The organism is Nocardia sp. CA-119907 (assembly GCF_050955995.1).
Lineage (GTDB): Bacteria > Actinomycetota > Actinomycetes > Mycobacteriales > Mycobacteriaceae > Nocardia.
In genome coordinates this window covers 7583375-7595525 of the sequence record NZ_CP192091.1, presented here as the reverse complement: position 1 = coordinate 7595525, position 12151 = coordinate 7583375, and the positions used below count along the sequence as shown (strand labels likewise).

The following is a 12151-nucleotide window of genomic DNA, read 5'->3' as shown; positions in this document are numbered from 1 at the left end:
GTGCTGAGGGCGTGGCGCTGGGCTGGCTCACGCCTGCGGTGTCAGCGGGCCGATGTCCGTCGAAATCGGGAGATGACCGGGAAATCCGGGAATGGGCGCCGCTGAGCTACCGGGAGGAACCGGGCAGACAGCAGGCGCTGCATACGCGCTTGTAGTCGACGTGGCGACGTGCCACAAGTCGTACTCCAGATCCGCGCATGCGCCTATTGTGCCACGTCAGGATGGGCGTTCCGACCGCGAGGCCGTATTTCCCGCGAAATCGAGGGAAATTCCCTGGACCATGGGTGCCGATTGTGATGGCAGTCATAGTTAGCGGGCTGAATGCGTCGCATGATTCGCCATGATCACCGTCGGTGACCCGTCTCACGGCACATTGACCTCGAGCTATCTCGAGGTTGCAAGCTCTGTGCCATGAGTACCGCAGCTACCGCCACCGACCTCGACGCCATCCGCGAGGTCGTCGCCACCATTCAGCACTCACAGCAGAACGAACTCGTCGACGAATTCGTCGGCCTGTTCCGCGAAGACGCGATCTGGACCACCGGGGGCGGCAAGCGGCTGTTCGGCCGGGCGGCCATCGCCGAATTCACCGCGCAGGTGCTGCCGGGTGCGATGCGCGACGGCACCGCGACCTACGAGGTCGAACATGTGCTGTTCATCCGCCCGGATGTCGCCGCGGTCAAGGTGGTCCAGCGCTATTTCGACGGTGACGGGCAGCTGTCCGGGCAGGGGTCGCCCATGTACGTCATGTCGAAGGAGGACGGGCGCTGGCTGCTGACGGCCAACCAGAACACCGTGGTCGCCGACTGACCAACGGATATCGCATGTGCCCGCTGCGTTAGCGCCCGGGTTCGTGGCGGAGCGGGTGCCTGGTGACCGGGTGTGCGACAGCGGCGGTCACACTGGAGGGGTGAGTTCCGCCGCTGTTCCGATCGAAGCCGAGAGTTCAGCCCTCGTGCTGCGCGATTTCGGGGGCGGGCCGTTCGGGGTCTATGTCCACGTGCCGTTCTGCGCGACACGCTGCGGATATTGCGATTTCAACACCTACACCGCCGGGGAGTTGGGCACGTCGGCGTCACCGCAATCCTGGCTCGACGCGCTGCGCGGTGAATTGGCGACGGCGGCCGAGCGATTCGCGGCGCTGCCGACCGCGACGCCCGAGGTGGCGACGATCTTCGTCGGCGGTGGCACGCCGTCGCTGCTCGGCGGTGATGGTTTGGCCGCCGTGCTGGACTCGGTGCGCGCGAACTTCACCCTTGCCGCCGATGCCGAGGTGACCACCGAATCCAACCCGGAGTCGACTTCGCCGGAATTCTTCGAGCGGATCCGTGCGGCCGGGTTCACCCGGGTGTCGCTGGGGATGCAGTCCGCCGCCGAGCATGTGCTGAAGGTGCTGGATCGGACGCACACACCGGGGCGGGCGGTCGCCGCGGCGCGGGAAGCGCGCGCCGCCGGATTCGACCATGTGAACTTGGACCTGATCTACGGCACCCCGGGTGAGCGCGACTGCGATCTCGACGCGAGTTTGGACGCGGTGCTGAGCGCTGGCGTGGACCACGTCTCGGCGTACTCGCTCATCGTCGAGGACGGCACCGCCATGGCGCGCCGCGTCCGCCGCGGTGAACTGCCCGCCCCCGATGACGATGTGCTCGCCGCCCGGTACGAGCGCATCGACTCCCGGCTCGGCGCGGCGGGCCTGACCTGGTACGAGGTCTCCAATTGGGCCGCAAGCGATGCCGCCCGCTGCCGCCACAACCTCGGCTACTGGGACGGCGGTGACTGGCTCGGCGCTGGCCCCGGCGCACACAGTCACGTCGGTGGTGTCCGCTGGTGGAACGTCAAACACCCAGCGCGCTATGCCGATACGGTCGCTCGCGGCGGACTGCCCGCGGCAGGCTGGGAAACCCTCACCGCTGACGAACAGCACACCGAACGCGTCATGCTCACCGTCCGCCTGCGCACCGGTCTACCGCTGAACGAACTGGTCCCAGCCGAATCCGCCGCCGTCGACCGAATCATCGCCGACGGCCTGGCAATTCGCTCGTCGGACCGACTGATCCTCACCGACCGCGGCCGCCTACTCGCCGACGGCGTCGTCCGCGACCTCCTGACCTGACCGCATTCCCGTGTGCCACTACCGCTTGCTAGCCGTTGCCGGATTCTTCTCGCATCAGCGGTGGGCACAGGACAGCGGATGGCGGCGATCCGACAGTGCGTGCGGTCGACGAGGTCCCGTTTTCGGTGGTGCGTCCGCTTGCGGGGCATCCGGGCTTTGTGAGTTCTCCGAATGTCTGCGGTAGGCCCACCGAATGATGTCGATTGTACTATCACAGATCGGTAAAGGCGCGTAGGCTGCGCAGCAACCCAAGGAGTCTTATGCCACCGGCACGACACATCACGCTGATCTCCGAACAAGGTGAATTCGCCGAGTCGCGGGCCGCCGAAAAGGCGGAAAACGCACGTCAGAGTGCGATTGCCGCGCGGACCGTCGCCAGCCACGCCGAGAATGCGGCAGACTGTGTGGCCTTATTGGCCATGCTCGGTCTGGACGCGATGGCGGGCAAGATGGCCAAGACAGCACAGGCTCCGCTCTAACCTCCCGCGAGTGCGGTAGCCGGCCGCCATTCGTGCGGCGATATGCCGTATGCCGCGCGGAATCGGCGGGCGAAATGCGATGGGTCGCGCAGGTCCAGCAGCGCGCGATCATTGCGTGGAAGCGATGTCTGCTGTCCGGGCGGACCAGTTCGGCGCGCACCCGGTCCAGTCACCGGCTGATGATCCAGTGCTCGCGGCGGTATTCGGCGTTCGGCGGTTTCACTCGCCGATAGCAGCCGTGCACCGTCGGTCGAGAATCGTGCAAAGTCGGGACTGTTGGCGCGGTCGCTTCTAGGCTTCGAAACAGTCATCGACGCAGGTTGGTTCCACCTGTCCCGCAGAGGTCTCGTGTCCCGACCGCTGATACGGCCGGTTCACGATGCCGCCCTGGATTTCCCGGCGAAGAACGACTCATCAGCGAAAGGGTAGGACTCCGAATGAAGATCACCCGTAGCTTCCGCGCCGCTATCGCGGCGCTGATCCTCGCTTTTACGCCCGTCCTGGCGGCTGCTCCCGCGAGCGCCGCGCCCCTGCCGACGATCGTGCTGGTGCACGGCGCCTTCGCCGACACCACGAGCTGGAACGGCGTCGCCGCGGTGCTGCGCGACCACGGCTATCAGGTGGTTGTTCCCGACAATCCGCTGCGCGGTCCCGCGAACGATGCCGCAGCCGTACAGCGGGCCCTGGACACGATCTCGGGACCCGTTGTGCTGGTCGGGCATTCATACGGCGGCTTCGTCATCAGCAATGTGCACGACCCGAAAGTCCAAGCGCTGGTCTATATCGCGGCCTTCGCCCCGGTGCAGGGTGAAATCGGGCTGCTCGAACTCGACCCGATCCGCTTCCCCGGCAGCCAGCTGCTGCCGCCGGTACTGCAGTTCAGCGTCGTTGACGATCCAAACGGCTTGGCGGGCAGGAATCTCGACAGCTACATCGCACCCGACCACTTCAACGAAGTCTTCGCCCAAGACGTAGGCCCCGACGTCGCGGCCGATCTGATCGCCCACCAACGCTCCCTCGCCGTCGCCGCCAATATCGAACCCTCCGGCGCACCCGCATGGTCTTCGATCCCGAGTCGCTATCTCGTCTCGGCCAACGACCACGTGATTCCTCCTGCCGCCCAACGCTTCATGGCAAACCGAATGGGCGCGACCACCTCCGAAATCGCCTCGTCCCACGCCTCCCTGGTCTCCCACCCCGCCGAGGTAGCCGCCGTGGTGGAGTCCGCCGCCGGTCGGTGACCACTGGCCTCTCGAGTGGTCCGGTCGACAGCTCCCAATGGACGCACCAGCACGTTTCGTGTGGTCTCGGTCGACGGCCTGCGATATCGGACGAGCTTCGCTGCGGGCGTGAATACCCGCGGCGAAGCTCGTCCAGTACTGCGGCCGCAGTGTCGGTCCAGGAACGCGACTACGCGGGCCGAGGCGTCGCCGGATTCCGGAGCCTCGGACCTTGACGGGGATCGGTCGATCCGGCAACAGGTCTCGATGCGCTGCGGCAGGTTTCGAACTGGCCCTGCGGAGTTCGCGGCGCGCCGCGGTAGCGGGTGGGACCTGGATCACAGGGGACCCGGTGGTTTGCGGCCGTGGGAACGGCAATTGTCGGGCTGGCAATTAGACTGGATAAACAGACGTACCCGAGGACGAGCGAGGAGGTGGGGCCATGTCGAGTACCGAGGATCGGCGCTTCGAGGTCCTGCGGGCGATCGTCGCGGACTATGTCGCGACCAAGGAACCGATCGGGTCGAAGACGCTGGTAGAGCGGCACAACCTCGGGGTGTCCAGCGCGACGGTCCGCAACGATATGGCGGTGTTGGAGGCAGAGGGCTATATCACCCAGCCGCACACCAGCTCCGGCCGCATTCCCACGGATAAGGGCTATCGGCAGTTCGTCGACCGCATCTCCGAGGTGAAGCCGCTCTCGCCCGCCGAACGCCGGGCGATCATGGAATTCCTGGAGTCCGGTGTCGATCTGGACGATGTGCTGCGCCGCGGTGTGCGCCTGCTGGCCCAGCTCACCCGGCAGGTCGCGGTCGTGCAGTATCCGACCGTTTCGGCCTCGACGGTCCGCCACATCGAGGTGGTCGCGCTGAATCCGGCGCGGCTGCTGCTGGTGGTGATCACCGATACCGGTCGCGTCGACCAGCGTCTCGTCGAACTCGGCGCGCTCGTCGATGACCAAGATCTCGCCGCGCTGCGTGGCATGCTCGGCGGTGCGATGGACGGCAAGCGACTATCCGAGGCCTCGGCGGCCGTCTCCGAACTACCCGAGCGGGCTCCGGTGCGACTCAAGGACGTGCTGGTGCGCGTTTCGACCGTACTCGTCGAGACCCTGGTCGAGCATCCGGAAGAGCGTCTGGTCCTCGGCGGCACCGCCAACCTGACTCGCAATGCCGCCGACTTCGTCTTCCCCGGTTCGCTGCGGGATGTGCTCGAGGCGCTGGAGGAGCAGGTGATCGTGCTGAAGCTGCTCGCGGCCGCCCAGCATCCCGGCACCGTCACGGTGCGCATCGGCGAGGAGACCCAGGTCGAGCAGATGCGCGGGACCTCGGTGGTGTCGACCGGCTATGGTGCGGCGGGTGCGGTTCTCGGCGGCATGGGTGTGCTCGGCCCGACCCGGATGGACTATCCGGGGACCATCGCATCGGTCGCCGCCGTTGCCCGTTATATCGGTGAGGTGCTCGCGGAGCGCTGAGGGGCGGCGCCCGGCCGTAGCGATTGCTTGCAGGTCGCTCGAAACGGTCAGCCGGTGTCGCTGTTACCCTCGACCTTTCGGCGGATAAAGTTGAGTGCATCCGACTAATGCTGTTGCAAACCAAGGACTAGAGAACTCAAGTGGCACGGGACTACTACGGACTGCTCGGCGTCGCGAAGAACGCGACCGACCAGGAGATCAAGCGCGCCTACCGCAAGCTGGCGCGGGAACTCCACCCCGACGTCAACCCCGACGAGGCGGCGCAGGCCAAGTTCAAGGAAGTGTCGACCGCCTATGAGGTGCTGTCGGACCCGGAGAAGCGGCGCATCGTCGATATGGGCGGTGACCCGCTGGAGTCCGGTGGCGGCGGCGCGGGCTTCTCGGGTGCCGGATTCGGCGGGCTCGGCGATGTCTTCGAGGCGTTCTTCGGCGGTATGGGCGGATCCGGTGGGACGCGCAAGGCGCGCGGCCGGGTGCAGCCCGGTGCGGATTCGCTGCTGCGGACCCGGCTCAGCCTGGCCGAATGCGCGGTCGGTGTCACCAAGCATCTGACCGTCGACACCGCCATCCTGTGTGATATCTGCCACGGCGCCGGCACCAATGGCAAGTCCAAGCCGGTGCGCTGTGAAACCTGTGGGGGCGCCGGTGAAGTCCAGTCCGTGCAGCGTTCCTTCCTCGGTCAGGTGCTGACCTCGCGTCCGTGTCCGACCTGTCGTGGTGCCGGCGAGACCATCCCCGACCCGTGCCACAAATGCGGCGGTGATGGCCGGGTGCGGGCGCGCCGCGAGATCGCCGCGCCGATTCCGGCGGGTGTCGCCAATGGCATGCGGGTGCGGTTGGCCGCGCAGGGTGAGGTCGGTCCCGGCGGCGGGCATGCGGGTGATCTGTACGTGGAGATCGTCGAGCAGCCGCACGATGTCTTCGTCCGCGACGGCGACGATCTGCACTGCACCATTCGGGTGCCGATGGTCGATGCCGCACTCGGCACCACCGTCGTCGTCGACACCATCCTGGACGGCCCGACCGAGCTGACCATCCCGCCGGGCACCCAGCCGGGGGAGATCTCGGTACTGCGCGGCCACGGTATGCCGCGGCTGCGCTCGGGTGCGCGCGGTGATCTGCTCGCGCATCTGGACATCGTGGTGCCGACCAAGCTCGACGCCAAGTCGAGCGACCTGCTGCGCAAGTACAAGGGCATGCGCACCGGTGAGCGCGCCGAGGTGATGTCGGCGCAGTCCGAGCACAACAGCGGCCTGTTCGCCCGGCTGCGGGCGTCGTTCAGCGGGCGATAGCCGTTGGCCGCCACGGTCTTCTACCTCGACGACATACCGGAGCCCGGCGCCATCGCGATCCTCGATGGCCCGGAGGGGCGGCACGCCGCGACGGTGCGCCGCATCCGGGTCGGTGAGGCGATCACGCTGTCCGACGGGAACGGTTTGCTGGCCGAGTCAGAAGTCGTTGCGGCACAGAAGGACCGGCTGGAGTTGACGGTCCTGAACCGGGTGCTGTCCGACCCGCCGCGGCCGCGGGTGACGGTCGTGCAGGCACTGCCGAAGTCCGACCGTTCCGAGTTGGCGGTCGAGCTGATGACCGAGGCGGGTGCCGACGCCATCGTTCCCTGGCAGGCGCACCGCTGCGTCGCGAACTGGGAAGGCAAGGCGCACAAGGCCGTCGAGAAATGGCGTGCCGCCGCCCGTTCCGCCGCCCGGCAATCGCGGCGTGCCTATATCCCCGAGGTGGCCGATCTACATCACACCCGCGACCTGCTCGACACCGTCCGCGAGATCGTCGCAGCGGGCGGAATCGTGGTGGCCCTGCACGAATCCGGCGCCGCCCGCTTCGTCGAACTTCCCTTCGACAAGGCCACCGAGATCATGCTGATCGTCGGCCCCGAAGGCGGACTGGACGATTCGGAACTCGCCGCCTTCGCCGACGCGGGTGCGGACGTGACCTCGCTCGGCCCAACCGTTTTGCGCACCTCGACCGCGGCCGCCGTCGCCCTCGGCGCCCTGGGGGCATTGACCTCCCGTTGGTGAGGTCAGGGCCGGACGGCGCTGACCACCCAGACGGCACCTCGTCCGGTCCCGTGGCTTTCGGTGCGTATGTCGTCGAAGCCGCCCGCGCGGCAGTACGCGGCGAACGATTCGGCTTGCTGTTCGGTCCACCCATGGGTGGCGAGGCCGGTGGCGCCGCGAGGCACCCGGCGCTCGATCGCGAGAAATCGCCCGCCGGACAACAGCACTCGGTGCACTTCGCCAACCCCCGCGGCGACGTCGCGCCAGTGGTGTATCGAGGCCATCGACCAGACAACCGTCGCGGAACCGTCTTGGGCCGGGATGTGCTCGGCAGTGCCTTCGGCCCAGGTAATGCGGGGGTCGCGGGTCAAGTGCCGCGCGAGGCGCAGCATTACCGGCGCCGGATCCACGCCGGTCACGCGCGCGCCGCGGCGGGCGGCCGCCCTGGCCGCGGTGCCGGGGCCGCAACCGATGTCGATGACCTGATCCGCATCCGATACCGCGGCCAGGTCCACTGCCAACCGAGCCTTGGCGCGCCCCATGACCGTCATCACGAGGCCGAAGAACAGTCCGGTGGCCCCGGCGAAACCGGGGTGGTCGGCATGGTGGTTGGCGGCGGTGGCTGGCGAAATGTCCATCGGTCGTTCCTTCCGGTGAAACCTGCTCGTAGGTACCACCGACCTTGCCGCTTCAGGTCGACTTGAAGTCAAATGGCGGCATGGAACTGATTCCGATCGGCGCGGCCGCGGCTCGGCTCGGGCTGAGCCAGTCGGCGCTGCGGTACTACGACGAGCGCGGTTTGGTGCACCCGCGAACGCGGCAGGCGGGCCGTCGCATGTACGGTCTCGATGAACTGCGCCGCTTGGCGTTCATCAAGATCGTGCACCGCCTGGGTCTGCCGCTCGACACCGCTGCCGCCGTCCTCGACGCTCCGGGCACGCAGTGGCGCGAGACCGTCCGTGCGCGGATCGCCGAACTGGATCAGGTCATCGAGCAGGCGCGCAGCGCGCAGGAGTTCCTGAACCACGCGCTGCACTGCCCGGCCGACCATCCCGCCCGCGAATGCGCGACGATGATGGGCGGGCTGGACCGGCTCGTCGAAGGTACGACCTTCGAACAACTGGCCGCCGAACACGGCGGTCGGTCACGATCCGACGAGCCCGCCTCGGGCTGAAATTTCGCCGCCGTCGCCCTCGGCGTCTCGGGTGCGTCGACCTTCCGTTGGTAGCGGGTCGGATGCTTCGTGTGGCACCGTGAAAACGGCGACCACGCACAGGATTGCGACCGTGAAGCACGCCAGCGTGTACCAGAGATTCCCGATGGGATCGCCATTGCTCGTCGAACCGTCCACGGCGTCGAAGTAATCGGGTAGTGCGGTCACCCAGAGCAACGCCATTACGCACAGATACACCACGCTGTAAATTCGCACGAAGCCATTCGTGTAGTGCGGTGTGTCCGAGTCGTTTCGGCGCAGCCGGAGCCATTGGCGAATGAGAATCGGGATCGCGACGATGGTGACGATGACCAGTTCGGCCGCGTAGAGGAATCCTCGCAACGGGGTGTTCCCGACGCCGAACAGCGTTGCCGGGATGGGCAATACGGCCGTCCCCAAAGACCCGAGTATGCCGATAACGGCAGTGCGCCAGACCAATTGTGGCCCGGAGAAGGCGCGACCCTCATCGACGTGGCGACCGACGATCAACTGGACGAAGAACGCCAGCGACATCGGCCACAGCGCGGCGAAAACCACCACGCTCGGCAGCGGTACCGAATCGAACATCGGTTGATTGAGCGGGTTTTCGGTCGACCATTCCCACCAGCGCAGCTGCGGTCCGAGATGGTCGAAGATCTCATAACAGCCGTGGTGGACGAAGCCCACGCAGACGGCACCGACGAGAACACCGTATCGACGGAAAACGCCCAGCATTCTGACGATTTCGAAGGCCAATGTGGCCATCAGTGGGTAGATCGCGACGATATAGAGGGGGAGTCGGCCCCAGAGGAAATCCACGGTGAAAACGTTGTGCGCGAACATGGTGTCGACGTGGGCGTCGATACCGAAGGCCGCGGGAAAGTACAGTGGCGGTTCGATAATGAACAGGTAGGCCGTCGCGCCGAACCAGACCACAAGGTTGGTGGGATCGCCGTGACGGCGCAAGCGCACAATCGCGTAGATCAGCGCGAGTACCGCGCCGAGGACGATGGTGAACTCGAGAACCGGCAGCGTCCAGTTCTCCAATGCGGCAGGGTTTCGCACTTCGACGAGTCCACCGGCCTCCTGACAGGAAAAGCCGAGCGCCTTCGCGAGTTGGTCGAAGGTGGGTGCGCAATGATCGGCCATCAGTCCCCCTGCGGCGCCGCGACGGTATCGGCGGTGTACCAGTGCGATACGTCGTAACCCGCGTTATAGCGCTCGAACCACACATCGGCGAGTGCGGGCAGTTTCTCGTGATCCGGGTTGTGCTTGGGCAATTGACTGCGGACGATCCCTACCAGCGCGATGAGTTGTTCGCCGAGCCGAAGATCATCGAATGCGCGCGACATCGGACCGTTGTCCTCGACGGGCAGCCGCAACCACTTGCGCAGCTTCTGCTTACCCCGGTGCGTCGCGAACATCGCCAGTGCATCGATGCGCCGATCCTCCTGCGGCACATGCTTATTGAAGCCTGCGCACGCCACCCGGATGACCTTCATGACGTGCCGGAAGATCGACGGTGCCATGCGCATCCGGTAGACGTCGCTGCCGACAATGGAATCGAAGATGATCAGCGCGGAACTTCGATGTTCGACTTCCTCGACGAAATGCCAGATGAACAGCGATGCGACACGGTCATCTCCCGGCTGGAACAGCGCCGCGTCGTTATCGAGCATCAGTTTGAACACCGGGGTGAAGGTTGCCTCCAGATCGGCGGTGTAGGCGAGCCGATATTCCAGGGAGGTGTGCACGGTGAGGCGGTCGAATTCCGCGATCACTTCGTTGAGTGTCTCCTGGAGTCCGGGGTATCGCCTGATCAGAGCGTTGGCGTGCTGGCGGTGGGCGGTCGAGTGCTGCCCCTCCTGACGCACGAACGCGTCCGCCTCCTCCGCGATCGCGGGATCGGTGATCCGCGGCATGGCCTCGCGAATCATATTGACGATCATCTTCTCGAAGCCGATCGCCAGGAAGGACACCGCGTTGGCCATGGACGAGAAGGCCGGATTCGTTTCGTTCCACAGGAACGGTACGTCGTAGTCCGCGAATGCGAATCGCATCTTTCGGACTTGCAGATCGGTCACTTGGCTATACCTCGTGTTTCGGAATTGGTCTGGTAGCCGTGTTCGGACGCGCCGAAGCCTCGATGCGGCTGATCATACACAGATCGATTGATGTGTATGATCTAAATCGTATTTACCGGCCCGAACTGGGACAATGGCGCCGGGACGACCCTGTGGTAGCGTCGAGCCCCTGATCCGGACAGTCGGCGGGCATGGCCCGCAGTCGGTTTCGCACGCGACGGACATGTTTCGAGCCGAGGAAGCGAGCAGTGGCAGGAAGGCGCGGGTGGGGCGGGAGTCCACCGACCAGCGACGCGGAAGCGTCCCGTCGAATAGTCACCGCCGCGGTCGAGCTGATCGGACGAACGGGTTCGGAGATCAGCATTGCCGACGTCGCGGAGTCGCTCGGTGTCATCCGTCAGACGGTGTACCGATACTTCCCCAGTGCGGACGCGCTGATGCGGGCAGCGGCGATCGCGTCGGTCGACGGCTTTCTGGACCGGCTGACACGGCAGGTGAGCGGCATCGAGGACCCCGTCGAAGCCATGACCGAGGGCGTGGTCTACACCCTTGCCGAGGTGCGTCGGACGCCGCACCTGGGCATTCTGCTCTCCAGCACATATTCGAATGTGCACCCCGAAAGCCTTACCTCCGAAGAGGCGCAAACCTTCGGAATGACGATGATCAAACGCTTCGACGTCGACTGGGAGCGGTACGGGTACGACGACGCATCTCTGCAGGAACTCGTCGAATACATCCTGCGAACGATGCAGTCGTTCTTCATCGCTCCGGGCAATCCGCCACGCAGCGACGATGAGCTGCGTCGATATCTACGACGCTGGATGGGGGCCGCGATCATCGCGCAACCGAAGCCGGACGGCCGATCCGCGGGCTGACGCGGCTGTCGGCGGCACTGCAAGACGCTGTTCGTCTACGGTCGCGCGACCGTGCGCCGCTCGGGTAGCTACTGCTGCCAGTGATTGTTGGGTGTGCCGGGAGCGGGCTGCTGGTACTGGGCGTTGGGTCCGCCCGGGGCGGGCTGCTGCCAGTGGTTGTTCGGTGTGCCAGGCGCGAACTGCTGCTGGTTATCGGGCGCGCCGGGAGCGGGTTGTTGCCAGTGGTTGGGTCCGCCGGGGGCGGGCTGCTGGGGCCACTGGGCGTTGGGCGCGCCGGGGGCAGGTTGCTGCCACTGGGGGTTGGGCGCACCGGGAACGGGCTGCTGCCGGTTGGCGTTGGGTGCGCCCGGGGCGGGCTGCTGGTTCTGGGCGGTGCCCATGGGCTCGCCGTTGGCACGGGCGAGGAGATCTTGGACCTGTGGTGCGGCGACAGGTGACGACGCACCGCACCACGTGCATTCCAGAGTGTGCTTGGTGCTGATCGGGAACAGTGGGATGAAGAAGAGCGTGAACTTGGTGACGAGTTTGCGCACCGCATGTGCGGCGGGATTGCCGCAGCGGCCGCAGACCAAGGTGATCATGGCGAGCGTGTAGATACGCTTCTGCCAGCCCCAGATGAGCATGAGAAACCCCCAAAGATCGAGAACCTGATGTCGGTCACATAGTAGATCGGTCAGGTGGCTGCTCTAGTTAACA

Annotated in this window: 15 protein-coding genes; 9 read left to right on the top strand and 6 right to left on the bottom strand. The window is 66.0% G+C overall.

All coding sequences use genetic code 11. The features are described 5' to 3' along the window. Positions 1-106 precede the first annotated feature (106 nt). The gene (locus ACQP2D_RS34105; RefSeq protein ID WP_354952854.1) at positions 107-199 is read right to left on the bottom strand and encodes an Ms4527A family Cys-rich leader peptide; all 93 of its coding nucleotides are present in this window, start codon (positions 197-199) and stop codon (positions 107-109) included. A gap of 212 nt (positions 200-411) precedes the next feature. On the opposite strand from ACQP2D_RS34105, the gene ACQP2D_RS34100 reads away from it, so the two are divergent. From ACQP2D_RS34100 to ACQP2D_RS34090, 3 genes are all read left to right on the top strand, one after another. Next, positions 412-810: an SgcJ/EcaC family oxidoreductase gene (locus ACQP2D_RS34100; RefSeq protein ID WP_433680038.1), complete on the top strand. Its 399-nt coding sequence runs from the start codon at positions 412-414 to the stop codon at positions 808-810. 100 nt (positions 811-910) lie between these two features. After that, positions 911-2116, top strand: a complete 1206-nt coding sequence (gene hemW, locus ACQP2D_RS34095; RefSeq protein WP_433680037.1) for a radical SAM family heme chaperone HemW — start codon at positions 911-913, stop codon at positions 2114-2116. A 260-nt stretch (positions 2117-2376) separates the two neighbouring features. Further along, positions 2377-2595, top strand: coding sequence for a hypothetical protein (locus tag ACQP2D_RS34090; protein ID WP_433680036.1), 219 nt, complete (start codon positions 2377-2379; stop codon positions 2593-2595). Here the strand turns inward: ACQP2D_RS34090 and ACQP2D_RS34085 are convergent. Continuing rightward, on the bottom strand, positions 2592-2906 hold the full coding sequence (locus ACQP2D_RS34085; RefSeq protein WP_433680035.1) for a helix-turn-helix transcriptional regulator: 315 nt from the start codon (positions 2904-2906) through the stop codon (positions 2592-2594). The two genes, ACQP2D_RS34090 and ACQP2D_RS34085, sit on opposite strands and share 4 nt — an antisense overlap. 126 nt (positions 2907-3032) lie before the next feature. Here ACQP2D_RS34085 and ACQP2D_RS34080 point away from each other — a divergent pair, with 126 nt between their 5' ends. The 4 genes from ACQP2D_RS34080 to ACQP2D_RS34065 all read left to right on the top strand — a co-directional run bounded on the left by ACQP2D_RS34080 (position 3033) and on the right by ACQP2D_RS34065 (position 7325). Next, positions 3033-3836 carry an alpha/beta fold hydrolase gene (locus ACQP2D_RS34080; protein WP_433680034.1) on the top strand — a complete coding sequence of 268 codons (804 nt, stop codon included), beginning with the start codon at positions 3033-3035 and terminating at the stop codon, positions 3834-3836. Positions 3837-4257: 421 nt separating this feature from the next. Then, positions 4258-5289 (top strand): heat-inducible transcriptional repressor HrcA, encoded by a 1032-nt coding sequence (gene hrcA / locus ACQP2D_RS34075; RefSeq protein WP_433680033.1) that lies wholly within the window; start codon positions 4258-4260, stop codon positions 5287-5289. Positions 5290-5429: 140 nt separating this feature from the next. Beyond that, complete coding sequence (gene dnaJ / locus ACQP2D_RS34070; RefSeq protein WP_433680032.1) at positions 5430-6581, top strand: molecular chaperone DnaJ; 1152 nt, start codon at positions 5430-5432, stop codon at positions 6579-6581. A gap of 3 nt (positions 6582-6584) precedes the next feature. Continuing rightward, positions 6585-7325, top strand: a complete 741-nt coding sequence (locus ACQP2D_RS34065) for a 16S rRNA (uracil(1498)-N(3))-methyltransferase (protein WP_433680031.1) — start codon at positions 6585-6587, stop codon at positions 7323-7325. Positions 7326-7327: 2 nt separating this feature from the next. Here the strand turns inward: ACQP2D_RS34065 and ACQP2D_RS34060 are convergent, their stop codons facing one another. Next, entirely contained in the window at positions 7328-7942 is a 615-nt protein-coding gene (locus tag ACQP2D_RS34060) for a class I SAM-dependent methyltransferase (RefSeq protein WP_433680030.1), read from the bottom strand. Between the two features lie 80 nt (positions 7943-8022). Between ACQP2D_RS34060 and ACQP2D_RS34055 the strand changes: the two genes are divergently transcribed. Continuing rightward, on the top strand, positions 8023-8478 hold the full coding sequence (locus tag ACQP2D_RS34055) for a MerR family transcriptional regulator (RefSeq protein ID WP_433680029.1): 456 nt from the start codon (positions 8023-8025) through the stop codon (positions 8476-8478). Here the strand turns inward: ACQP2D_RS34055 and ACQP2D_RS34050 are convergent. Together ACQP2D_RS34050 and ACQP2D_RS34045 are read right to left on the bottom strand one after the other, a co-directional pair. Continuing rightward, positions 8449-9645, bottom strand: a complete 1197-nt coding sequence (locus tag ACQP2D_RS34050) for a hypothetical protein (protein ID WP_433680028.1) — start codon at positions 9643-9645, stop codon at positions 8449-8451. The two genes, ACQP2D_RS34055 and ACQP2D_RS34050, sit on opposite strands and share 30 nt — an antisense overlap. Then, complete coding sequence (locus ACQP2D_RS34045; RefSeq protein ID WP_433680027.1) at positions 9645-10580, bottom strand: metal-dependent hydrolase; 936 nt, start codon at positions 10578-10580, stop codon at positions 9645-9647. The genes ACQP2D_RS34050 and ACQP2D_RS34045 overlap by 1 nt, the downstream gene beginning before the upstream one ends. Before the next feature lie 248 nt (positions 10581-10828). On the opposite strand from ACQP2D_RS34045, the gene ACQP2D_RS34040 reads away from it, so the two are divergent. Continuing rightward, positions 10829-11455, top strand: coding sequence for a TetR/AcrR family transcriptional regulator (locus ACQP2D_RS34040; RefSeq protein WP_433680026.1), 627 nt, complete (start codon positions 10829-10831; stop codon positions 11453-11455). A 68-nt stretch (positions 11456-11523) separates the two neighbouring features. On the opposite strand, the gene ACQP2D_RS34035 is transcribed toward ACQP2D_RS34040, so the two are convergent. Beyond that, positions 11524-12078 (bottom strand): hypothetical protein, encoded by a 555-nt coding sequence (locus ACQP2D_RS34035; RefSeq protein ID WP_433680025.1) that lies wholly within the window; start codon positions 12076-12078, stop codon positions 11524-11526. Between the last annotated feature and the right edge of the window lie 73 nt (positions 12079-12151).